This window comes from Nonomuraea sp. NPDC004580, from assembly GCF_040609855.1.
GTDB classification, from domain to species: domain Bacteria; phylum Actinomycetota; class Actinomycetes; order Streptosporangiales; family Streptosporangiaceae; genus Nonomuraea; species Nonomuraea salmonea.
The window spans coordinates 205966-227160 of the sequence record NZ_JBEXLH010000001.1; the positions used below are offsets into that span (position 1 = coordinate 205966).

Sequence of the window (21195 nt, forward strand, 5' to 3'; positions counted from 1 at the left end):
GGACTTTTCGAGGCACGACCCTGGACCACGAAAGGAGAGGCGATGCCGACGCGACAGCCCGCGCGTCCTCACGGACGGCATGTCCCCGCGCGTGCCTCGGGCAGGCGCAGCGCCGGTGACGTGCTGGCCGGTCTCGCCGCGCTGGTCGTGCTGGTGGGGCTCGTGGGCGGCGTGCCGTACGCGCTGCTCACCTTCGTCGGGCCGCCGATCAGGCCCGAGCTGCTCGACATGGACGTGCTGACCGGCAACGTCGGCCCGAGCACGATCATCGCGGTGCTCGTGCTGCTGGTGTGGCTGGCCTGGTTCCAGCTCTTCGTCTGCGTGCTCGTCGAGGTTTACGCGGGGGTCCGCAGGGTCGGCATGCCCGCCAGGGTTCCGCTGTCCGGAGGCACCCAGTTCCTCGCCAACAAGCTCGTCTCGGCCGCGTTGCTGCTGTTCACGGCAGGGGCGATGGTCGCGCCGCTGGTCAAGCTGGCGCCCACGCCCGCCGCGCCCCCGGTGACGGCGGTCGCGTACTCCGCGCCGCTCGTCGAGCAGACGCTGGAGACCCCCAAGACCAAGAAGGTGTACGTGGTGCAGCCCCCGCACGGCCGCCACCACGAGAGCCTGTGGGAGATCGCGGAGAAATGCCTGGGCGACGGCCGCCGCTACCACGAGATCTACCGGCTCAACCAGGCCAAGGAACAACCCGACGGCACCCGGCTGAAGATGGCCGACCTGATCAGGCCGGGCTGGGTGCTCGACATGCCGGACGACGCGCGTAACGTCCACATCGTCCCCGCGGACCAGCCGCGCGAGAAGACGCTGCGCGAGCATCCCGGCCGCGCGCAGGTGGAGCGGGAGCTGCCGAAGAAGGCTCCCGGCAAGCACAGCAAGCCGGAGGCCGCCCAGGAGCAGCGCCGCGATCAGCGCCCCGAGCAGCGCCCCGAGCAGCGCCAGGAACGGCAGGAGCAGCGGCAGGAGCGCCAGGAGCAGCAGCCGGTCATCCAGGAGAGCCGGGACGGCGACCTCGTCGACTACCTCGCCGCCGCCTCCCTGGCCGCCGCGGGCCTGCTGTTCGTGCTGGCCGGCAAGCGCCGCGAGCAGCTCTGGCGGCGGGTGTTCGGCCGCAGGGTCGCCCGGCCGCACGACGACGCCGCGCAGGCCGAGGTCGCGCTCAGGCTCGGCAGCGACGCGCCGGGCGCCCGCGTGCTCGACGTCGGCCTGCGCATGCTGGGCGCCGAGCTGGCCGCGCGCCGCCGCACCCCGCCCACCGTGTACGGAGCCCACCTGTCGCCCCGCACCCTCGACCTGTGGATCCACCCGCAGGACCCCGACCCGCCCGCGCCCTGGACCGCCGTGGACGGCGGCCAGGTCTGGCGCCTGCCCGCGCACGAGGGCCGCCTGCTGCCCGACCCGCCCGACAGGGGGCACGCGGGCGCCCCGTACCCGGGGCTCGTGTCGATCGGCACCGACGACGGCGGGCGCGTGCTCATCGACCTGGAGGCCGCGCAGGGCCTGATCAACGTGCGCGGCGCGCAGACCACCGCCGCGCTCGCCGCGCTCGCCGTCGAGCTGGCCACCAACCGCTGGTCCGACCGCATGCGCATCACGCTCGTCGGCTTCGGCGCCGAGCTGACCGCGATCGCGCCCAGACGCATCAGGGCGGTCGGCGGCCTGGCCGAGGTGCTGCCCGAGCTCGAAGCCGGTGCCGCGCCGCGTACGGAGGTGCTGACCGGCCGCATCACCGGCAGCCCGCGCCGCGCCCACTACCTGCTGTCCGCCGTCGCCCCCACCCACGAGGAGGCGCGCAGGCTGGCGCTGCTGGCCCGCCGCGACACCGCCGGCTACGTGGTGGCGGGCGAGGTGCCGCACGCCACCTGGACGCTGGAGATCGACGACGACGGCCGGGCCAGGATCGCCGAACTCGGCTTCGAGGTGGACGCCCAGCTCCTGCCCCGCCGCCACTACCGCGCCCTGATCGACCTGTTCCGCACCGCCGACCGGCTCGACGGCGAGCCCATGCGCGAACCCGAGCCGCTCGACGGCCTCCAGCAGCCCGCCGTCGAGGTCAGGATCCTCGGCCCCGTCGAGATCACCGGCCTGCCCCCGCTGGAGGAAGGCCGCATGGGGCTGGCCGCCGAACTGCTGGTCTACCTCGCCACGCACGTCGGCGGCGTGCATCCGGTCGTGCTCGGAGGCGTGCTGTGGCCGCGCGGCGTCCAGGACGTCGTCAGGGACGCCACCATCGCCAGGGTCGCCGAGTGGCTCGGCCCGCAGCACCTGCACACCGACGCGGCGGGGCGGCTCAGCCTGGGGCCCGGCGTGCGTACCGACTGGGCGGTCTTCCGCGAGCTGGTACGCCGCGCGAAGGGCGACCCCACGGCCGGGGCCGTCCTGCTGGAGAAGGCGCTCGGCCTGGTCAGAGGCCCGCTGCTGGCCGGTCGCCGGCCCGGCGGGTACGCCTGGCTGGCCGCCGACGACCTGGAGTACGACGTGACGGCCGCCGTCGCCGACGCCGCCCACCAGCTCTGCGAGATCCGGCTCGCCCAAGGGCAGCCGGACGCCGCGGTGGCCGCCGTACGCGCCGCGCTGCTGCTCGCGCCCGACGACGAGGGCCTCTGGCGCGACCTGCTCAGGGCCACGCACGCGACCGAGGACACCGTACGCCTGCGGGCCGTCGTCGAGGGGCTGACCAGGCGGGCCGCCTCGCACCCGTACGGGGGCGGCATGGCCCCCGAGACCGAGGCGCTGATCGAAGAACTGCTGCCCACGTGGCGCATACATGTGGTGAGGGAGTCATCGGCATGAGACGTACGGCGATGGTGATCGCCTTAATGCTTGCGGCCGGGTGCGGTACGGCGGATCCCCCGTACCGCCCCCAGGAGGCCGCGCAGCCCGCTCCGGCGCGGAGCACCGCGAGCGCCGAGCCGGATTCCGCACCTGCCTCGTCACCGGAGGCCCTCCCGACCGGCACGCGGACGATCACCGTCGCGGACGGCATGCGGGTCCGCGTCGAATGGCCGGCGAACCCCGACCCGCTGATCAAGGTGATGGCCGACTACTACGTCGGCGTCCGCAGAGCCATAGCGGACGGCGCTTCCGGCTACAGGCACAACCTGGAGTACGAGGCCGAGGTGTTCATCTCCGACTGGATCCGCGCCTTCACCGACCAGGGCGAGTCGATCCGCGGCACCGCACGCCTGTACAACCTGCGAGTCGCCGCCGTGTTCGGCAAGGGCGCCCAAGTCAACGCATGCGTCGACGAGACGGACGTCCAGGTGGTCTCGGCCGCCACCGGGAAGCCCATCCCGCGCCAGCCCCGCTGGATGCGCACCCCGTACGCGCAGAGCGTGCTCGCGCACCGGGGTGACGACGGGGTGTGGCGCATCAGGAGCCACGCGAAATCCGAGGAACGGTGCACCCGATGAGAACCCTGATCTCCATGCTGATGGTGAGCAGCCTCATGGTCGGCTACCAGGCGCCCCCTGACGAGGCGGACCCGCCCGATGTGAACGTCCGAGGCGGTGGCGAGGGGCGTACCCGCCACCTCGACATCTCCACGGACACCATCAAGATCAGCGGCTCCAAGGGCGGCGAGGGCGACGGCTACCGCATCAAGCGGCCCTGCTGGTACGAGCCGGCCGGGAACGCCGAGGAGATGTTCAGGAAGATCTCCGACCCCCGGGGCAACAGGACGCAGGCGGACACCGATCGTTTCCGCGAGTTCATCCAGCCGTTCAAGGACAAGCTGGGCCAGGAGGGGCTGTGGTGGGTGCCCGCCTACAACAAGGCCGACCCCAACGGCGCGGCCTGCTGGGCCGGCCTTGAGCTGTTCGTGTTCGCCCCGCCCAACACCACCCCGCCGTCGGGCATCACCCTTGAGCAGCTGGCCGAGGTCGCCCGGGCCGCGCTGACCGTCCCCAAGCCCACGATCAAGCTCAACCCCGACGCCAAGAGCTACGTCAACCTGCCCACCTGGGTGTGGCTCGACGGCATCGGCGAGCCGACCCGCACGGTCACCGCGTCCATCCCCGGCGTCATGAGCGTCACCCTGGTCGCCACCCTCAAGGAAATCAAGATCGACCCCGGCACCTCGCAGGATCGCGCCGAGGTGACGGAATCGGGCTGCGGGGCCGCGGGCCGGCCGTTCACCAAGAGCGGCACGTTCTCCTGCGGCGTCCGCTACCTGCACTCGTCGATCGACCAACCGGGCGAGAAGTACACGCTGACGGTCTCCACGGTGTGGCCGGTCGAGGTGGCCGACAACACGGTGCCGGTCCAGTTCGCCCCGGTAGAGGTCAGCGCCACCCGAGACGTCCCGGTAGGCGAGATCCAAAGCAACGTCACCCCACCGGCGAACTGACGCTCACCTTGTGAACACGAGCCCGGCCGCTCCCTGGAGGCAACCAGCGGCCAGGGCCCGCAGGACACGTGGAGCCCGAGCGGCGTCGGCGCTCTGACACCGACGCCGCAGGACTGAGAGCTACGCCGCGTCCTCTTCTTGCGGTGCGGCCCGGAGGGTGGGACTCAGTCGAAGAGCTCGTCCACGTTGTGGACCTTGAGTACTTTGCTGGCCCAGTTCTCGAGTTTTTCGGGGTCGGTGCAGGAGCGGATGCGTTCCTCATCCTCTGGGGAGAGGGAAATGCCCCGCTGGCGCAGCATCATGATGATGATCTTGGCCTCGCCCTTTGCTTCGCCTCTTGCTTCGCCCCTTGCTTCGCCCACTTCCATCCATCGGCGGACGTATGGGACTTCCTTGAGTTGTTCGACGGTTACCGGCATTTCGGCCTGTACTTGGCGGTTGCGTCGTTCTCGCAGTAGACGATGAGCTTGACCGGACATTTCCGGGATGCCCGTAGTGTCGATACGTATACGGGCCAGGACCATGTTTTTCCCTTGTCGGGCTTTCGTTGCACCTCCACGACCACCGCTTGTACCGGTTTGTTGCTCTTTTTGAAGACGACGACCGCGTCGGCCCGATATTCCGTGGGCCGACGGTCGTTGAAGTCGCATGAGCCTACCTCGGCCGCATCGAATGCAGGTGCGGGAAGCCCTGACCCGATCAGCAGATCGCTGACCATGGCGGGGTTGTTGTTCACTAATTCGAGGAGGTACTCATGTTCGAATGTCACCATGTGAAGCAGGTTACCGAAAGCTACTCGCCCTTTACGCAGGGTTGACGATACCTCCACGTTCGTGGGCCAGCAGCCATTCTTTTACCGGTACGCCGTAGTAATAGCCGCCATATCCACCACCGCTGGGCAATACCCGGTGGCAGGGGACGAAGGGGGCGATGAGGTTTTGGGCGCAGGCCGAGCCGGCGGCTCTCGCGGCCGATCGCGGGAGGCCGGCCCGCTCGGCCAGCTCCGCGTACGAGACGGTCGTTCCCGCCTTGACCTCGCGTAGCGCCGCGTGCAGGCGGCGGCGGGTCGGGGAGCCGGGCTGCGAGACCGGTACGGCGTCCAGCGCGTCCAGGTCACCCGCGAGGTACGCCCGGGCCGCCTCGGCGGCGGCGCCCAGGTCGTCCACGATCTCCAGGCCCTCCGCCTGCAGGGCAGGCGTGAGCCGGGCGAACATCTCCTTCGGCTCGGCGGTGAAACCGGCCGCGACCAGCACGCCCTCGCGGGCGAGCAGCGCCAGCGGGCCCACCGGCGACGGTACGAGCTGAGCAGCGATCATGATGAACTCCAGAGGTGCAGGGCGGCGTACGCCCGCCACGGGCGCCACCGCTCGATGTGGTCGTTTGGAATGCCCAGGGCGGCCATGCGCTTGACCAGCACCAGGTCGCCCGTGGGCCAGGCGTCGGGGTCGCGCAGGGCGCGCAGGGCGATGTAGCCGGCCGTCCACGGCCCGATGCCGCGGACCTCCAGCAGCGCCGCCACCGCCTCGGCGGGGTCCTGCCCGCCGTCCAGGTCGAGCTGCCCGTCGGCGAGGCGGGCGGCCAGGTCTTTGAGGGTGTCGATGCGGCGGTTGGTCATGCCGAGGCCGCTCAGGTCGGTGTCGAGAAGCCGGGCGGGCGTGGGGAAGAGGCCGCCGGGCGCGGCGGCCCTGGCCACGATCCGGCCGAGCAGCGTGCGCGCCCCCGCCACCGAGATCTGCTGGCCCACGACCGCCCGTACGGCCAGCTCGAACCCGTCGAACGTGCCCGGCACCCGCAGGCCGGGCCGCGCCGCGACGAGCGGGCCGAGCGAGGTGCGGCCGAGGACGTCCGAGATGGCCTCGGGGTCGGCGTCGAGGTCGAGCAGGCGGCGGCAGCGGGCGACGATCCTCGCGAGCTGCCTGGTGTCCTCGACGGCCACGTCCAGCGCGATGTGGTCGGGGCGCGGGGTGAGGGTGACCGTTCCGCCCTGGACTGATCTGCGGTACGACGTCCCGTCCGCCACCTCCAGCCCCGGTATGGCGCGGGAGGCGAGGAACGAGAAGACGCCGTTCACGTCGTACGGCTCCCGCCGGTGCAACCGCAACCGAAGCGTCACCGCCCTCGTGGCCGTACTGTCCGCGGGTCTCGCCGCGTCCTCGTCCACGGCCGGAACGGACGCGTGGGCGAGGAGGGCGGTGCGGGGGCCGGCGGTGGCGCGCAGCTCGCTAGGCGTGAAGCCGTACGTCTCGCGCATCGTCGCGTTGAACTGCCGCACGCTGCCGAACCCGGCCGCGAACGCCACCTCCGTCACCGGCAGCGCCGTCTCCGTCAGGAGCTGCTTGGCGAGCAGGAGCCGTTTGGTCCGTGCGACCGCCAGCGGCCCGACGCCCAGCTCGGCGACGAAGAGCCGGTGCAGGTGGCGTTCGGTGATGTGCAGCCGTCTGGCCAGCCCCGCCACGCCCTGCTCGTCGGCGGCGCCGTCGTCGATGAGCCGCAGGGCCCGGCCGACGAGGTCGCCGCGCAGGTCCCAGCCGGGGTCGCCGGGCGACAGCTCGGGCCGGCAGCGCTTGCACGGCCGGAACCCGGCCGCCTCGGCCGAGGCCGCGTGCCGGTAGAAGCGGACGTTCCGCGACGCCGGCGTACGGGCGGGGCAGATCGGGCGGCAGTAGATGCGCGTGGTCGTCACCGCCGTGTAGAAACGGCCGTCGAACCGGGGGTCCCTGGCGGAGACGGCCCGGTAGCAGGAGTCGAAGTCGAGCTCTTGTAGGGCCATGTCTCCGACGGTATGCGCTCCCCAGCGGTGACGACTGGCGGAAATCGGACCATGCCGTGACACCCAGGTGGTGGTCTCAGGGCTCCTCACCGGAGAGCTTCGTACAGCCGGAATGAGGGCCTTCTCAGGGAAGGCCCCGGAGCCCCGGCTATTTGGACGAGACGCCCACCCCCAGGTCGAACTCGCGGTACACCCGCGCCCAGAACCCGTCACGCAGCCACACCCGCGCCTCCGGGTAGGGCCGCAGCGAGTGGCCGAGCTCCTTCTCCGCCTCGATCAGCAGCTCGGTGTCGATCACGGTCGGCAGGATCGGCCCGGGGAGCAGGTCGCGGATGTTGTCGCGGCCCCGGGTCAGGATCCACTTCTGGGCGACGTGCTCGCCCACGTCCTCCACGCGCGGCCGGCTCGGCCCGAGCTTGGCGACCTGGCCGGGTTTGGCGTGCGGTTTGACGGGAGCGCGCCCGGCGAAGACCTGTGCGGGCGAGGGCGCGGCGGCGGGTGGGGTGACGGGCACAGGCTGGGGAGCACGGCTGAAAAAGGGCCTCAGGAAATCTGCACTGATCACTTCGACGGTGTCGGACTCCCACACCAGGCGTTCCGCCTGGTTGGTGCCGTAAGGCGGTTCGACGCCCCACAGGTGGATGCGCACGCCGTACGCCTGCGCCGCCTCGACCGCCGGGACCATGTCCTCATCGCCCGCCAGCAGGATCGTGTCGGTGACCGCGTGATGCCTGGCCAGTGCCTCCAGATCGCTCCGGATCTGCGCGTCGACGCCTTTCTGCTGGCCACGGGCGTTCAGGTTGCCGAGGCGCACCTTGACCCACGGGAGCTGGGCGATCACACGCTGGTCGACGGTCGGCACGCGATCACGGGCGGCGTCATACCAATAGATCCGCAGAAGTTCGCCAGAAATACGTGCTTCTGCATGTTTCTGTAGACTCTGGATGAGCTCATCGGCGGCCACCCGATATTCCTTGCGCTCCTTCGCACCGAGCAGCACTTCACCTGCCGCCGCGTACAGATAACCGACATCCACTAGGACGGCGTACTTGGCTGCCACAGGATGCGGCATGAGGTCTGGGATGGCCATGTCGTCCTCCAGGCCGCGGTGTTAGTTGATCGGCTGACTATATACGCCTACTTTCTCTAGATAGTCCCAACTCCCGGGGAACTTGACACCCGATTCTCAGGATCTATCTAGGGTAGTGCGCTCATCCGCCATGCCGACTTCCCTGGGACGACAGGCTTACGCATAGCTCTGGCGGGGTTTCGCCAGGTTTGGCGACGCGGAACTGGAGTGCCCTCCGTTTCGGTCGCCGGACGGCGCCGCGCCGCCAGCGCGGTGACCAACGCGGCGATCTCCTCGGGCGTGGCGTCGCCCCGGACAATACGCAGATGTGGCGTCACAGCGGGATGTTCCCATGCTTCTTGGGCGGGAGCGTGGCCCGCTTGTTCCGCAGCGCGCGCAGCGCCCTGACGACTTGCGGCCGGGTGTCGGCCGGCCGGATCACCGCGTCCACATAGCCCCGTTCGGCCGCGATGTACGGGTTGGCCAGCGTGTCCTCGTACTCGGTGACGAGCTCGGCCCGGCGCGCGTCGGGGTCGCCGGAGGCGGCCAGCTCGCGCCGGTAGAGGATGTTGACCGCGCCCTGCGCCCCCATGACCGCGATCTGCGCGGTGGGCCAGGCCAGGTTGACGTCCGCGCCGAGGTGCTTGGACCCCATGACGTCGTACGCGCCGCCGTACGCCTTGCGGATGATCACGGTGATGAGCGGGACCGTGGCCTCGGCGTACGCGTAGAGGAGCTTGGCGCCGTGGCGGATGATTCCGTTCCATTCCTGATCAGTGCCAGGCAGGAAACCCGGTACGTCAACAAAAGTCAAGATAGGAATATTAAAGGCATCACATGTTCGAATAAATCGGGCGGCCTTCTCCGATGCCTTGATATCCAGGCATCCGGCGAAATGCATGGGCTGGTTGGCCACCACGCCCACCGGCTGCCCGTCCACCCGGCCGTACCCGACCACGATGTTGGGCGCGAACTGCGCGTGGACCTCCAGGAACTCGCCGTCGTCCAGCACGTGCTCGATCACCCGGTGCATGTCGTACGGCTGGTTCGCCGAGTCGGGGATCAGCGCGTCCAGCTCGGGATCGGGGTCGAGGTCGTCGGCCGCCTCGTACGCGGGCGCCTCGTCGAGGTTGTTGGACGGCAGGTACGACAGCAGCGCCTTGACGTAGTCGAGCGCGTCCTGCTCGTCGGTGGCCTGGTAGTGGGCCACGCCCGACTTCGTGTTGTGCGCGTGCGCCCCGCCCAGCTCCTCGAACGTCACCTCCTCGCCGGTCACCGTCTTGATCACGTCGGGACCCGTGATGAACATGTGCGAGGTCTGGTCCACCATGACCACGAAGTCGGTGAGCGCGGGGGAGTAGACGTGGCCGCCGGCCGCGGCGCCCATGATGAGCGAGATCTGCGGGATCACGCCGGAGGCGTGCACGTTGCGCTTGAAGATCTCGGCGTACAGGCCGAGCGCGACCACGCCCTCCTGGATGCGGGCGCCACCGCCCTCGTTGATGCCGATGATCGGGCAGCCGGTCTTGAGCGCCAGGTCGAGCACCTTGACGATCTTCTCGCCGTACACCTCGCCGAGCGAGCCGCCGAACACCGTCACGTCCTGCGAGAACACGCACACCTGCCGGCCGTCGATCGTGCCGTGCCCGGTGATCACGCCGTCGCCGTACGGACGCCGCTTCTCCAGCCCGAACATGGTCGAGCGGTGCCTGGCGAACGTGTCGAACTCCACGAACGAGCCCTCGTCGAGCAGCGCCAGCACCCGCTCTCTGGCCGTCATCTTGCCCTTGGCGTGCTGTTTCTCCACCGCCGCCGCGGACCCCGCGTGCACGGCCTCGTCGAGCCGAAGCTCCAGGTCGGCGATCTTCCCGGCGGTGGTGTGGATGTCCGGCTCTTCCGGCATCGGCTCGGCAGTGGTCATGCGCGCAAGGCTAGCCCCTCCTCCTAGAGTGGTTCCATGACGGACGCCGTACGCACGCACGCCCTGTTCAAGCGCTACGGGCAGCAGATCGCCGTCGCGGGCGTCGATCTGGTGGTCCCCGCGGGCAGCTTCGCGGGGCTCGTCGGGCCCAACGGAGCCGGCAAGACGACCACGCTCAGCATGATCACCGGCCTGCTGCGCCCCGACGGCGGCGTCGCCGAGATCGCCGGCCACTCCGTCTGGCACGACCCGGTCGCGGTCAAGGCCCGCATCGGCGTGCTGCCGGAGGGGCTGCGGCTGTTCGAGCGGCTGTCGGGCCGCGAGCTGCTGATCTACAACGGCCGCCTGCGCGGCATCCCCAGGGCCGACGTCGAGCAGCGCGCGAACGAGCTGCTCGCCGTGATGGACCTCACCGCCAGCGCCGACAAGCTGGTCGTCGACTACTCGACCGGCATGCGCAAGAAGATCGGCCTGGCCGCCGCGCTGCTGCACAACCCGTCGGTGCTCTTCCTCGACGAGCCGTTCGAGGGCGTCGACCCGGTCAGCGCCAACACGCTCACCGAGGTGCTGCGCCGCTACACCGCCTCAGGCTCCACCGTCATCTTCTCCAGCCACGTGATGGACCTGGTCGAGCGGCTGTGCGACTGGGTGTCGGTGATGAGCGCGGGCCAGACCGTGGCGCAGGGCCCGTTAACGGACGTACGCGGTGAGCGCAGCCTCAACGAGGCGTTCCTCGACCTGGTCGGCGGCGCTCCCGGCGGCGGCGAAGCCGGCCTCACCTGGCTCGGCTCCCAGCCCGGCCAGGCGCCCGGCCAGGCGCCCGGCCGAACGCCCGGCCAAGGCCCTGCGCAGGGGCCCGCGTCATGAGCACGGTCGCGCTCTTCGCGCAGCTCAAGCTCCGCCTGCTGGCCGGCAACCTGCGCGGCGACCTGCAACGCAAGATCGGCTTCCTGTTCACCCTCGTCGTAGCGGCCGGCCTGGCCGTGCTCGGCTTCTTCCTCATGGGCCTGCTGCGGCTGGCACCGCCCGACGTCGCCGCCTCGCTCGTCACCCTCGCCTTCGCCGCCCTGCTGCTGGGCTGGATGATCGTGCCGCTGCTGGCGTTCGGCCTGGACGACACGCTCGACCCGGCCAAGCTGGCGCTCCTGCCGCTCGGCACGCGCAGGCTGGCGATCGGCATGTTCACCGCGTCCGTCACCGGCGTCTGGCCGGTCGCGCTGCTCGTCATCACGCTCGGCGCGCTCGTCGGCCTGGCTTCCGGGCCGGGCGGCTGGCTGATCGGGCTGCTCGCGGTGCTGGTGCAGTTCGCGCTCTGCGTGGTGGCGTCCCGGCTGATCACCACGGCACTGTCCAGCGCGCTGCGCACCCGGCGCGGACGTGACGTGCTGGCCGTGGCCGCGCTGCTCGTCGTCCTGCTCGCGCAGCTGCCCAACCTGCTCGTCAACCGCGGCTTCGGCGACCCCGTCGCGCTGCTGCACGGCCTGGCCGGCGTGCTGCGCTGGACGCCGCCCGGCATGCTGGCCCACGCGATCACCGACGGCGGGCTGCTCGGGCTCGGTGAGGTGGCGCTGGTCGCGCTGGTCGCGGTGGTGCTGGCGGTGCTGTGGATCAAGGCGCTCAGCCGGGCCCTGGTCACCCCCGACGTCTCCACGCAGGCGGCCTCCGTCCGCAGGGAGAGCGGCCTGGCCGACCGGTTCCTCCCGGACGGCCCGCTGGCCGCCGTGGTGACCAAGGAGCTGAAGTACATCAGGCGCGAGCCGCGCTACCGCATCGGCTGGTTCAGCGCCATCGTGGTCACCGTCATCCTGGCGTTCTCGCTGACCAACCAGGGCGGCGGCTTCGGCACGCCGATCGGGCTGACCGCGCTCGGCGCCGGGATGATCGCCCTGCAGTCCGTCAACGCGTTCGGCATCGACGGCCGCTCCATGTGGATGAACGCCGTCGCGTTCGGCACCGAGCGCGGCCTGGCCGCCGACCTCGCGGGCCGCCACCTCGCCAACGCGCTCATCGCCGTGCCGCTGCTGACCGTGATCGCCGCGGGCTCCTCCCTGTACGTCGGCCACCCCGAGGCCATCCTGCCCGCCGCGCTCGCCGGGTGGGGCGTGCTCGGCGTCGGGCTCGGGGTGGGCTCGGTGAGCAGCGTCGTGCTGCCGTACACGGTGCCCGACAGGATGAACGCCTTCACCGGCGCCGCCCCGGGCCAGGGCGGGCAGGCGTTCGCGTCGGCGGCGGGCGCCATGGTCGCCGTCGCGGTGCTCGTGCTGCCGTTCGTGGTGCCGCTCGCGTTCGGGCTCACCTGGATCACCGTGCTCGCGCCCTTCTACGGGTTGCTGCTGGAGACGCTCGGGCGGCGGCTGGCCGCCAGGGTCGGCTTCCGCCGTACGCCGGAACTGCTCGCGGCGGTCTCGAAACCCACCTGACCAGTGGTCTAGTCCAATACCTGAGACCGGTCTGCGGCCACGAAATCCGACTCGCTACCCTTCGAAACATGATTGACCAGGGGCTCGAGCGTCGCAGTGCCGCCGTAACCGAGATGCCGGACGAGCTACGCCACGATGTGCGCATGCTCGGCAAACTGCTCGGCCAGGTGCTCGCCGAGCAGGGCGGCGAAGACCTGCTGGCCGATGTCGAACGCTTGCGCAAAGCCGTCATCTCGGCGCGCAAGGGTGAGATCTCGGCCGACGTGATCACCGAGATGGTCGCCGGATGGGAGATCGAGCGGGCCGTGGCCGTGGCCCGCGCGTTCACCTGCTACTTCCATCTGGCCAACCTGGCCGAGGAGCACTACCGCATCCGTACGCTGCGGGAGCGCGACGCCGAGGGCCGGGTGCAGCGCGAATCGCTCGCGCAGGCCGTACAGGAGCTGGGGCACGAACGGGTCGGCGAGCTGCTGGAGGGCCTGGAGCTGCATCCCGTGCTCACCGCCCACCCCACGGAGGCCCGCAGGCGGGCCGTCGTCACCGCGATCCAGCGCATCAGCGGCCAGCTCACCGAGTACAACGCGCCAGGACGCGGCGCCTCCGAGCGCGCCGAGAACAAGCGGCGCATGCTGGAGGAGATCGACCTGCTGTGGCGTACGGCCCAGCTCCGCTCCACCAAGCTCGACCCGCTCGACGAGGTGCGCACCGCCATGGCCGCCTTCGACGAGACACTGTTCCGTACGGTGCCGCAGGTCTACCGCTCGCTCGACGCGGCGCTCGACGAGCGCACCGGCACCCGCCCGCCGCAGGCCAGGCCCTTCATCAGGTACGGCAGCTGGATCGGGGGCGACCGCGACGGCAACCCCAACGTCACCGCCAAGGTCACCCGCGAGACCGTGCAGATCCACTCCGAGCACGTGCTGACGGCGCTGGAGACCGCCTGCAGCCGCATCGCCCGCACGCTGACCGCCTCCGCCCAGTTCGCGCCGCCCTCGGCCGAGCTGCGCACCCGGCTCGCCGCGTCCGTGGACGCCCACCCCGACGTGGTGTCGGAGCTGGCGACCCGCTCGCCGCGCGAGCCGCACCGGCAGTGGCTGCTGTTCGTGGCCGCCCGCATCGCCGCCACCCACCGCCGCGACCTCGACCTCGCCTACCGCTCGCCCGACGAGCTGCTCGCCGACCTGCGGCTGGCCCAGGAGTCGCTGGCCGCCTCGGCGCCGCGCCAGGCGTACGGGGAGCTGCAGCACCTCATCTGGCAGGTGGAGACGTTCGGCTTCCACCTGGCCGAGCTGGAGGTGCGCCAGCACTCCCAGGTGCACGCGGCGGCTCTGGAGGAGCTGCGCGCGGGCGCGGAGCCGTCGGAGCGCACCGAGGAGGTGCTCGCCACGATCCGGGTGATCGGCTGGATCCAGGAGCGCTTCGGCGTCAAGGCGTGCTCCCGCTACGTGGTCTCCTTCACCCGCACGGCCGGCGACATCGCGGCCGTCTACGAGCTGGCCCGCCACGCGCTCGGCGACCGCGCGCCGGTGCTCGACGTGGTGCCGCTGTTCGAGTCGGGCGAGGACCTCGCCAACTCGGCCCGCGTGCTGACCGGCATGCTGGACATCCCGCAGGTGCGGCAGCGGCTCGCCGACACCGGCCGGCGCATGGAGATCATGCTCGGCTACTCCGACTCGGCGAAGGAGCTCGGCCCCGCCGCCGCCACGCTGCGGCTGTACGAGGCACAGGAGGCGCTGACCGCCTGGGCCGCCGAGCACGACGTCAAGCTGCGCATGTTCCACGGCAGGGGCGGCGCGCTCGGCCGCGGCGGCGGCCCCGCCAACCGCGCGGTGCTGGCCCAGGCGCCCGGCTCGGTCGCGGGCCGGTTCAAGGTCACCGAGCAGGGCGAGGTCATCTTCGCCCGCTACGGCCACATCGCCATCGCCCGCCGGCACCTGGAGCAGGTGGCCAACGCGGTGCTCATGGCCTCGTCGCCCACCGTGAGCGAGCGCACGGCCGCCGCCGCCGAGCGCTTCCGCGGGCTGGCCGAGCAGGTGGCGACCGCCTCCGAGCAGGCGTATCGGGCGCTGACCGAGGCGCCCGGCTTCCCCGAGTGGTTCGGCCTGGTCAGCCCGCTGGAGGAGATCGGCACGCTGCGGCTCGGCTCCCGCCCGGCGCGGCGCGGGCTCGGCGCGCCCCGCTCGCTCGACGACCTGCGGGCCATCCCGTGGGTGTTCGCCTGGGCGCAGACCAGGGTCAACCTGCCCGGCTGGTACGGCCTCGGCAGCGGCCTCGCCTCCGTCGGCTCCGTCGACGAGCTGCGGGCGGCGTACCAGGAGTGGCCGCTGTTCAACGCGATGCTGGACAACGCCGAGATGTCGCTGGCCAAGACCGACCGCTCGATCGCCAAGCGCTACCTCGCGCTGGGCGGGCGGGAGGACTTCAGCAGGCAGGTGCTCGAAGAGTACGACCGCACCCGCGAGCTGGTGCTGCGCGTCACCGGGCACACCCGGCTGCTGGAGAATCGCAAGGTGCTCAGCAGGGCCGTGCAGCTGCGCGACCCGTACGTGGACGCGCTGTCGCACCTCCAGCTCCGCGCCCTGCGCGCGCTGCGCACCGGCAACCCGTCGGAGCAGGAGCGCGACCGGCTGTCCACGCTGCTGCTGCTGTCGGTCAACGGGGTCGCGGCCGGCCTGCAGAACACCGGCTGATCGTCGGGTGAGCCCGTGCCGGAAACGGCACGGGCTCACGCCTGGACGCGTCGGGCGCCTCTACGCGCTCACGCCTGGACGCGTTCGGCGCCCGCGTACACGTTGCAGCGCTCGCCGCGCAGGAAGCCCACCAGCGTCAGGCCGAACTCCCTGGCCAGCTCCACCGCCAGCGACGACGGCGCCGACACCGCGCACACCACGGGCACGCCGGCCGCCAGCGCCTTCTGCATGATCTCGTAGCTGGCCCGGCCGCTCACCATGAGCACGTGCTCGGCCAGCGGCAGCCGCCCGGTCAGCGCCGCCCAGCCGGCCAGCTTGTCCACGGCGTTGTGCCGGCCGACGTCCTCGCGTACCGCCACCGGCGTCCCGTCGGCCGCGAACAGGCCCGCCGCGTGCAGGCCTCCCGTCTTGCCGAACACGCCCTGGGCCCGACGCAGCGCTTCCGGCAGCGCGTACAGCAGGTCGGGGGAGAGCTCCAGCCGGCCGCGCGGCACCGGGCGGCAGCGGTCGCGCAGTGCGTCGAGGCCGGCGGAGCCGCACACGCCGCACGCGCTCGAGGTGAGGAAGTGCCGGTCGAGCGCGGGCAGCTCGGGGATGGGGCCGTTCAGCCGCACCGTCACGGTGTTGTAGCGCGCCTCGGGCGGCAGGTCCTCGTCGGTGCAGTACGCGATCGCCGCGATGTCACCGGGCCCCGCCAGCCCCTCGCCGTGCAGGAACCCGGCCGCCAGCTCGAAGTCGTGGCCCGGCGTGCGCATGGTGATGGCGACCGTCCTGCGGGCGCCGTCGGGCGCGGTGAGCCGGATCTCCAGCGGCTCCTCCGTCGCCAGGTCGTCGCGCCGGTCGCGCCCCGACGCGCCGGACAGCTCCCTGACGCGAACGCGGGTGATCGGCCCTGGCCGTGGCCGCGCGACCTCACCGGTAGGCATGCTCATCCCTCCGTCCCACCCCCTGCGAAGATAGGGGGATGCCCGACTCACGCTACTCCGACCTGGAGCGCCCGCCCCTGCCCGAGGCGGCGCTCAACCGCGCCCTGGTCCGCCCCGGCTCGCTGTGGACCGCGCTCACCGTCGTCGACAGCACCGGCTCCACCAACGCCGACCTGGCCGCGGCGGCCCGCGACGGCGCGCCGGAGGGCACGGTGCTGGTCGCCGAGTCGCAGCAGGCGGGCCGCGGCCGGCTGGGCCGCGCCTGGTCGGCGCCGCCGCGCTCGGGGCTGACGTTCTCGATCCTGCTCAGGCCCACGGTGCCGGTGGCGGCCCAGGGCTGGCTGTCCCTCCTGTACGGCGTCGCCGCCGCCTCCGCCGTCCGCCGCCTGGCCGAGGTCGACGTCCGGCTGAAGTGGCCCAACGACCTGCTGATCGGTGAGCGCAAGCTGGCCGGGGTGCTGGCCGAGCGGGCCGACGACGCCGTGATCATCGGCATGGGCATGAACGTCTCACTGCGCGAGGACGAGCTGCCCGTCGAGACCGCCACGTCGCTGGCCGTCGAGAAGGCCGCCTGCGCCGACCGCGACCCGCTGCTGCGGGCCGTGCTGCGCGAGGTCGAGAGCCACTACCGCGAATGGACGCAGGCGGGCGGCGACGCCGAGGCGGCCGGGCTGCGCTCGGCCTACCTGGCCTCCAACGCCACCATCGGCCGCAGGATCAGGGTCGAGCTGCCCGGCGACCGCACGCTCACCGGCCTCGCGACCGGCGTCGACCTGGCCGGTCACCTGCTGGTGGAGGCGGGCGGCGAGCGCCACACACTGAGCGCCGGCGACGTCGTGCACGTCAGACCGGCGGGGTGATCAGCCCGGTTCGTCCGGTGGCATGGCAGGCCGGTGGCGTTGGTGGCACGATACGGGCCATGACCATTCCCGACCACCATCTGACGCAGGGTGAGCGGCGCGTCCGGTCCTTCCACCCCCACTGGAAGCGGCTCGTCGTCCCCTTCATCGCGCTGGTCCTCATCGCCGCCGCGTCGGGCGCCGCGATCTACTTCATCCCGGGCGACTTCGCGTACGCCTCCTACGCCAGGATCGCGGTGGCCGTCATCGGGCTCATCCTGCTGACGATCTGGTCGTTCGTGCCGTACCTGCAGTGGAAGAACACCGGCTACGTGCTCACCACCCACCGCTTCACGATCAGCACGGGCGTGCTCAACAAGTCGACCGACGAGATCCCGATCGCCAAGGTCAACACGGTGAGCTCCGACCAGACCTTTCCCGAGCGGCTGCTCGGCTGCGGCACGCTGACGGTCGAGTCGGCGGGCGAGCGGGGCGAGATCGTGCTGCGCGACATCCCGAAGATCCAGGACGTCCGCACCGACCTGTTCCGCCTCGTGGAGGACGCCTCCGACGGCGAGATCGACGGCCGCTGACCGCGAGCGGCCGGTCCGTGTGAGAAGTGCTCCCGGCGTGGTCCAGCCCCATGTCTTGCGGAGATCATCCTCCTGACACAAGATGGCTGGCATGCCGTACGAAGTGCAGGGCGTCGTCGCCCGGGGCAAGGGCCAGGAAGTTTCGCTCGAGACGGTGCTCGTGCCGGACCCAGGTCCGGGCGAGGCGGTGGTGAATGTGCAGGCCTGCGGCGTGTGCCACACCGACCTGCACTATCGGGAAGGCGGGATCAGCGACGACTACCCGTTCCTGCTCGGCCATGAGGCGGCGGGCGTCGTCGAGGCGGTCGGCCCCGGCGTCACCGAGGTCGAGCCGGGCGACTTCGTCATCCTCAACTGGCGCGCGGTGTGCGGCCAGTGCCGGGCCTGCCTGCGCGGCCGTCCGTGGTACTGCTTCAACACCCACAACGCCACCCAGAAGATGACGCTCAAGGACGGCACGGAGTTGTCTCCGGCGCTCGGCATCGGGGCGTTCCTGGAGAAGACGCTCGTCGCGGCCGGCCAGTGCACGAAGGTCTCGTCCGAGGCGCCCGCGCAGGTCGCGGGCCTGCTGGGGTGCGGCGTGATGGCCGGGCTCGGCGCGGCGATCAACACCGGCGGCGTCACCCGGGGCGACAGCGTGGCCGTCATCGGCTGCGGCGGCGTCGGCGACGCGGCCATCCTCGGCGCCTCGCTGGCCGGCGCGAACCGGATCATCGCCGTCGACGTGGACGACCGCAAGCTGGAGTGGGCCCGCCAGTTCGGCGCCACCCACACGGTCAACTCCCGCGCGAACGACCCGGTCGCGGCCATCCGCGAGCTGACCGGGGGCAACGGCGCCGACGTGGTGGTCGAGGCGGTGGGCAGGCCCGAGACGTACGAGCAGGCGTTCTACGCCCGCGACCTGGCCGGCACGGTCGTGCTGGTCGGCGTGCCGACCCCCGAGATGCGCATCGACCTGCCGCTGCTCGACGTGTTCGGCCGCGGCGGCGCGCTGAAGTCCTCCTGGTACGGCGACTGCCTGCCCTCGCGCGACTTCCCGATGCTCATCGACCTGTTCCTGCAGAACCGCCTGCCGCTCGACAAGTTCGTCTCGGAGACGATCGCGATCGGCCAGGTCGAGGAGGCGTTCGCGAAGATGCACAGGGGCGAGGTGCTGCGTTCGGTGGTGGTCTTCTGATGATCGACCGGGTCATCACGTCGGGCACGTTCTCGCTGGACGGCGGCACGTGGGACGTCGACAACAACGTTTGGCTGGTCGGTGACGCCCGCGAGGTCGTGGTCATCGACGCCGCCCACGACGCGGCGGCGATCGCCGAGCGGGTGGGCGGCCGCGCGGTGCGGGCCATCGTCTGCACCCACGCGCACAACGACCACATCAACGCCGCCCGCGACCTGGCCGAGCGCACCGGCGCGCCGATCCGGCTGCACCCGGCCGACCAGGTGCTGTGGGAGCAGGTCTACGGGCCCGAGGTGGCGTACGAGCCGTTGGGCGACGGCGACAAGCTGACCGTGGGCGGCATCGCGCTGCAGGTGCTGCACACGCCGGGGCACGCGCCGGGCGCGGTCTGCCTGTACGCGCCCGACCTGGGCGCCTTGTTCAGCGGCGACACGCTGTTCAAGGGCGGCCCGGGGGCGACCGGCCGGTCCTACAGCTCGTTCGAGACCATCATCGACTCGATCAAGGAGCGGTTGCTGACGCTGCCGTCCGAGACGGTCGTGCACACCGGCCACGGCGACTCCACCTCGATCGGCGCGGAGGCTCCGCACCTTGAGGAGTGGATCGCCCGCGGCCACTGATCGGCGGCAGGCCCTTCACCTGCGGGGATAGACGACTGTGACCGACCCAATGTAGGCATGCCTAACCTCAGTGGGCTATCTTAGGTGTGCCTTACCTAAGGCGCTCCCCCGTTGTCCCTGCGTGAAAGGTCTGCCCCCACATGTACGTGTGCATCTGTCGTGCCGTGACCGAGAACGAGGTGCACGACTGCATCGCGGAAGGGGCGACCAGCGCCAAGCAGATCCGCGACACCACTGGTGCCGGTGGTGACTGTGCCCGTTGTGTACGGAAGATCTGTGCGATCCTGAAAAGGTCTCAAGAACTGACGACCGCATGACCGGATAGCGATGAGGGGCCCGTTATGCAGGGCGACAAGCAGATCATCGAGCTGCTCAACGAACAGCTGACCGCCGAGCTGACCGCGATCAACCAATACTTCCTGCACGCCAAGATGCAGGAGAACTGGGGATACACCAAGCTCGCCAAGCACACCCGCGACGAGTCCTTCGAGGAGATGCGCCACGCCGAGCGCCTCACCGACCGCATCCTCTTCCTCGAGGGCCTGCCCAACTACCAGCGGCTCGGCACGCTGCACATCGGCCAGACCGTCCCTGAGCAGCTCCAGGCCGACCTGGAGGTGGAGCTGGCGGTGGTGCAGCGCCTGCGGCCGGCGATCCAGCTGATGCGCGAGAAGGGCGACATCACCTCGGCCAACATCTTCGAGGACATCCTCAGGGACGAGGAAGAGCACATCGACTACCTGGAGACCGAGCTGGAGCTCATCCAGAGCCTGGGCGAGCAGCTCTACCTGGCCAGGTACACCGAGCCGCGCTCGTACGACGACTGACCCGCCCGGCCATTCGGGGCGCGCCGCATCCCGTCAGCCGCGCGCCCCCGGCGTCCGGCGCGCTCTCAGGGTGGAATATCCGGAAATCAGCGGCATTTCCGCTTGATCGAAAATCCGATTGTTATGGGAGAAACGCCGAATCTCACGAGGTTGCGGCGTTCGCGAGCGGGCATGACCACCCGATGACTCCCGCCCCACAGGCCCCCGGTGTTTTAATCACCACCTACCGTATTTTAGCTGTGTTTGCCCAGGTCAATGGATAGGTCAACGACGAGTCAAACCGCGCGCTGTGCCCGGGAAACGATCGCCTAAGGTCCTACGATCGCTTTATGACCTGCGTTCTTCTCGCCGAGGATGACACCTCGATTTCCGAGCCGCTCGCGCGCGCCCTGCGCCGCGAGGGCTATCAGGTCGAGGTGAGTCCCGATGGCCCTCAAGCGCTTGAGAGGGCCCTTTCGGGCGGCATCGACCTCATTGTTCTCGATCTTGGCCTGCCGGAGATGGACGGCCTCGAGGTCGCCCGCCGGATCCGCGCCGAAGGCCACGGCACTCCGGTCCTGATCCTCACGGCACGTGTCGACGAGGTCGACACCGTCGTCGGCCTCGACGCCGGCGCCGACGACTACGTGACGAAACCGTTCCGCCTCGCCGAGCTGCTCGCCAGAGTGCGGGCGCTGCTGCGGCGTGGCACGTCCGAGACCCCGGTCGTCCAGGGGGTGCGCATCGACGCCGACTCGCGCCGCGCCTGGATGGGGGACAAGGAGCTGCATCTGACCACGAAGGAGTTCGACCTGCTGCGGGTGCTCGTCCGCGACGCCGGCAAGGTCGTCACCCGCGAGCAGATCATGCGCGAGGTGTGGGACACCAACTGGTGGGGCTCCACCAAGACGCTCGACATGCACATCTCCTGGTTGCGTCGCAAGCTGGGCGACGACGCCGCCAAGCCGCGTTACATCACCACGGTCCGGGGGGTCGGCTTCAGGTTCGAGCGCGAGTAG

21 protein-coding genes are annotated in these 21195 nt (G+C 70.9%); 13 read left to right on the forward strand and 8 right to left on the reverse strand.

Annotated elements, in window-relative coordinates:
• Positions 1–42 precede the first annotated feature (42 nt).
• Genes ABZW11_RS00925 through ABZW11_RS00935 form a run of 3 tightly spaced genes read left to right on the forward strand, consistent with a single transcriptional unit; the run spans position 43 to position 4345 of the window.
• A complete protein-coding gene (locus tag ABZW11_RS00925) occupies positions 43–2790 on the forward strand; it encodes a BTAD domain-containing putative transcriptional regulator (RefSeq protein ID WP_355411213.1) in 2748 nt (915 codons plus the stop codon).
• Complete coding sequence (locus tag ABZW11_RS00930; RefSeq protein ID WP_355411215.1) at positions 2787–3410, forward strand: hypothetical protein; 624 nt, start codon at positions 2787–2789, stop codon at positions 3408–3410. The genes ABZW11_RS00925 and ABZW11_RS00930 overlap by 4 nt, the downstream gene beginning before the upstream one ends.
• Positions 3407–4345 carry a hypothetical protein gene (locus ABZW11_RS00935; RefSeq protein ID WP_355411217.1) on the forward strand — a complete coding sequence of 313 codons (939 nt, stop codon included), beginning with the start codon at positions 3407–3409 and terminating at the stop codon, positions 4343–4345. Before ABZW11_RS00930 ends, ABZW11_RS00935 begins: the two co-directional genes overlap by 4 nt.
• A gap of 164 nt (positions 4346–4509) precedes the next feature.
• On the opposite strand, the gene ABZW11_RS00940 is transcribed toward ABZW11_RS00935, so the two are convergent.
• From ABZW11_RS00940 to ABZW11_RS00970, 7 genes are all read right to left on the reverse strand, one after another.
• On the reverse strand, positions 4510–4764 hold the full coding sequence (locus ABZW11_RS00940) for a hypothetical protein (protein WP_355411219.1): 255 nt from the start codon (positions 4762–4764) through the stop codon (positions 4510–4512).
• Positions 4755–5117, reverse strand: coding sequence for a hypothetical protein (locus ABZW11_RS00945; RefSeq protein ID WP_355411221.1), 363 nt, complete (start codon positions 5115–5117; stop codon positions 4755–4757). The genes ABZW11_RS00940 and ABZW11_RS00945 overlap by 10 nt, the downstream gene beginning before the upstream one ends.
• A gap of 31 nt (positions 5118–5148) precedes the next feature.
• Positions 5149–5661 carry a methylated-DNA--[protein]-cysteine S-methyltransferase gene (locus ABZW11_RS00950; protein ID WP_355411223.1) on the reverse strand — a complete coding sequence of 171 codons (513 nt, stop codon included), beginning with the start codon at positions 5659–5661 and terminating at the stop codon, positions 5149–5151.
• Entirely contained in the window at positions 5658–7115 is a 1458-nt protein-coding gene (locus ABZW11_RS00955) for a DNA-3-methyladenine glycosylase 2 family protein (RefSeq protein WP_355411225.1), read from the reverse strand. Before ABZW11_RS00955 ends, ABZW11_RS00950 begins: the two co-directional genes overlap by 4 nt.
• A gap of 148 nt (positions 7116–7263) precedes the next feature.
• On the reverse strand, positions 7264–8205 hold the full coding sequence (locus ABZW11_RS00960; protein ID WP_355411227.1) for an NYN domain-containing protein: 942 nt from the start codon (positions 8203–8205) through the stop codon (positions 7264–7266).
• Positions 8206–8312: 107 nt separating this feature from the next.
• Positions 8313–8522 carry an acyl-CoA carboxylase subunit epsilon gene (locus ABZW11_RS00965; RefSeq protein WP_355411229.1) on the reverse strand — a complete coding sequence of 70 codons (210 nt, stop codon included), beginning with the start codon at positions 8520–8522 and terminating at the stop codon, positions 8313–8315.
• A complete protein-coding gene (locus ABZW11_RS00970) occupies positions 8519–10105 on the reverse strand; it encodes an acyl-CoA carboxylase subunit beta (RefSeq protein ID WP_355411231.1) in 1587 nt (528 codons plus the stop codon). Before ABZW11_RS00970 ends, ABZW11_RS00965 begins: the two co-directional genes overlap by 4 nt.
• 36 nt (positions 10106–10141) lie before the next feature.
• On the opposite strand from ABZW11_RS00970, the gene ABZW11_RS00975 reads away from it, so the two are divergent.
• The 3 genes from ABZW11_RS00975 (at position 10142) to ABZW11_RS00985 (ending at position 15215) form a co-directional block, all read left to right on the forward strand.
• Positions 10142–10972, forward strand: a complete 831-nt coding sequence (locus ABZW11_RS00975) for an ABC transporter ATP-binding protein (protein WP_355411233.1) — start codon at positions 10142–10144, stop codon at positions 10970–10972.
• Positions 10969–12525 (forward strand): hypothetical protein, encoded by a 1557-nt coding sequence (locus ABZW11_RS00980; RefSeq protein ID WP_355411235.1) that lies wholly within the window; start codon positions 10969–10971, stop codon positions 12523–12525. Before ABZW11_RS00975 ends, ABZW11_RS00980 begins: the two co-directional genes overlap by 4 nt.
• A gap of 68 nt (positions 12526–12593) precedes the next feature.
• Positions 12594–15215 carry a phosphoenolpyruvate carboxylase gene (locus ABZW11_RS00985; RefSeq protein WP_355411237.1) on the forward strand — a complete coding sequence of 874 codons (2622 nt, stop codon included), beginning with the start codon at positions 12594–12596 and terminating at the stop codon, positions 15213–15215.
• Between the two features lie 68 nt (positions 15216–15283).
• On the opposite strand, the gene fdhD is transcribed toward ABZW11_RS00985, so the two are convergent.
• The gene (gene fdhD, locus ABZW11_RS00990; protein WP_355411239.1) at positions 15284–16141 is read right to left on the reverse strand and encodes a formate dehydrogenase accessory sulfurtransferase FdhD; all 858 of its coding nucleotides are present in this window, start codon (positions 16139–16141) and stop codon (positions 15284–15286) included.
• A 38-nt stretch (positions 16142–16179) separates the two neighbouring features.
• Here fdhD and ABZW11_RS00995 point away from each other — a divergent pair, with 38 nt between their 5' ends.
• The 7 genes from ABZW11_RS00995 (at position 16180) to ABZW11_RS01025 (ending at position 21195) form a co-directional block, all read left to right on the forward strand.
• Positions 16180–17001 carry a biotin--[acetyl-CoA-carboxylase] ligase gene (locus tag ABZW11_RS00995; protein WP_355411242.1) on the forward strand — a complete coding sequence of 274 codons (822 nt, stop codon included), beginning with the start codon at positions 16180–16182 and terminating at the stop codon, positions 16999–17001.
• 59 nt (positions 17002–17060) lie between these two features.
• Positions 17061–17573: a PH domain-containing protein gene (locus ABZW11_RS01000; protein ID WP_355411244.1), complete on the forward strand. Its 513-nt coding sequence runs from the start codon at positions 17061–17063 to the stop codon at positions 17571–17573.
• Positions 17574–17664: 91 nt separating this feature from the next.
• On the forward strand, positions 17665–18750 hold the full coding sequence (locus tag ABZW11_RS01005) for an S-(hydroxymethyl)mycothiol dehydrogenase (protein WP_355411246.1): 1086 nt from the start codon (positions 17665–17667) through the stop codon (positions 18748–18750).
• Positions 18750–19370, forward strand: a complete 621-nt coding sequence (locus ABZW11_RS01010; protein ID WP_355411248.1) for an MBL fold metallo-hydrolase — start codon at positions 18750–18752, stop codon at positions 19368–19370. The genes ABZW11_RS01005 and ABZW11_RS01010 overlap by 1 nt, the downstream gene beginning before the upstream one ends.
• A 140-nt stretch (positions 19371–19510) precedes the next feature.
• Positions 19511–19687, forward strand: coding sequence for a (2Fe-2S)-binding protein (locus ABZW11_RS01015; RefSeq protein ID WP_345396402.1), 177 nt, complete (start codon positions 19511–19513; stop codon positions 19685–19687).
• 24 nt (positions 19688–19711) lie between these two features.
• A complete protein-coding gene (gene bfr / locus ABZW11_RS01020; RefSeq protein ID WP_355411250.1) occupies positions 19712–20197 on the forward strand; it encodes a bacterioferritin in 486 nt (161 codons plus the stop codon).
• 329 nt (positions 20198–20526) lie between these two features.
• A complete protein-coding gene (locus ABZW11_RS01025) occupies positions 20527–21195 on the forward strand; it encodes a response regulator transcription factor (protein WP_012888073.1) in 669 nt (222 codons plus the stop codon).

What these genes read in the sequence shown, in the direction of transcription:
- ABZW11_RS00995 (WP_355411242.1), top strand. Translation starts at nt 16,180, where the DNA reads ATGCCCGACTCACGCTACTCCGACCTGGAGCGCCCGCCCCTGCCCGAG.
- ABZW11_RS01015 (WP_345396402.1), top strand. Translation starts at nt 19,511, where the DNA reads ATGTACGTGTGCATCTGTCGTGCCGTGACCGAGAACGAGGTGCACGAC.
- ABZW11_RS00945 (WP_355411221.1), bottom strand. Translation starts at nt 5,117, where the DNA reads ATGGTGACATTCGAACATGAGTACCTCCTCGAATTAGTGAACAACAAC.
- ABZW11_RS00925 (WP_355411213.1), top strand. Translation starts at nt 43, where the DNA reads ATGCCGACGCGACAGCCCGCGCGTCCTCACGGACGGCATGTCCCCGCG.
- ABZW11_RS00940 (WP_355411219.1), bottom strand. Translation starts at nt 4,764, where the DNA reads ATGCCGGTAACCGTCGAACAACTCAAGGAAGTCCCATACGTCCGCCGA.
- bfr (WP_355411250.1), top strand. Translation starts at nt 19,712, where the DNA reads ATGCAGGGCGACAAGCAGATCATCGAGCTGCTCAACGAACAGCTGACC.
- ABZW11_RS01025 (WP_012888073.1), top strand. Translation starts at nt 20,527, where the DNA reads ATGACCTGCGTTCTTCTCGCCGAGGATGACACCTCGATTTCCGAGCCG.
- ABZW11_RS00960 (WP_355411227.1), bottom strand. Translation starts at nt 8,205, where the DNA reads ATGGCCATCCCAGACCTCATGCCGCATCCTGTGGCAGCCAAGTACGCC.
- ABZW11_RS00975 (WP_355411233.1), top strand. Translation starts at nt 10,142, where the DNA reads ATGACGGACGCCGTACGCACGCACGCCCTGTTCAAGCGCTACGGGCAG.
- ABZW11_RS00930 (WP_355411215.1), top strand. Translation starts at nt 2,787, where the DNA reads ATGAGACGTACGGCGATGGTGATCGCCTTAATGCTTGCGGCCGGGTGC.
- ABZW11_RS01010 (WP_355411248.1), top strand. Translation starts at nt 18,750, where the DNA reads ATGATCGACCGGGTCATCACGTCGGGCACGTTCTCGCTGGACGGCGGC.
- ABZW11_RS00970 (WP_355411231.1), bottom strand. Translation starts at nt 10,105, where the DNA reads ATGACCACTGCCGAGCCGATGCCGGAAGAGCCGGACATCCACACCACC.
- ABZW11_RS00935 (WP_355411217.1), top strand. Translation starts at nt 3,407, where the DNA reads ATGAGAACCCTGATCTCCATGCTGATGGTGAGCAGCCTCATGGTCGGC.
- ABZW11_RS00950 (WP_355411223.1), bottom strand. Translation starts at nt 5,661, where the DNA reads ATGATCGCTGCTCAGCTCGTACCGTCGCCGGTGGGCCCGCTGGCGCTG.
- fdhD (WP_355411239.1), bottom strand. Translation starts at nt 16,141, where the DNA reads ATGCCTACCGGTGAGGTCGCGCGGCCACGGCCAGGGCCGATCACCCGC.
- ABZW11_RS00980 (WP_355411235.1), top strand. Translation starts at nt 10,969, where the DNA reads ATGAGCACGGTCGCGCTCTTCGCGCAGCTCAAGCTCCGCCTGCTGGCC.
- ABZW11_RS00985 (WP_355411237.1), top strand. Translation starts at nt 12,594, where the DNA reads ATGATTGACCAGGGGCTCGAGCGTCGCAGTGCCGCCGTAACCGAGATG.
- ABZW11_RS01005 (WP_355411246.1), top strand. Translation starts at nt 17,665, where the DNA reads ATGCCGTACGAAGTGCAGGGCGTCGTCGCCCGGGGCAAGGGCCAGGAA.
- ABZW11_RS01000 (WP_355411244.1), top strand. Translation starts at nt 17,061, where the DNA reads ATGACCATTCCCGACCACCATCTGACGCAGGGTGAGCGGCGCGTCCGG.
- ABZW11_RS00955 (WP_355411225.1), bottom strand. Translation starts at nt 7,115, where the DNA reads ATGGCCCTACAAGAGCTCGACTTCGACTCCTGCTACCGGGCCGTCTCC.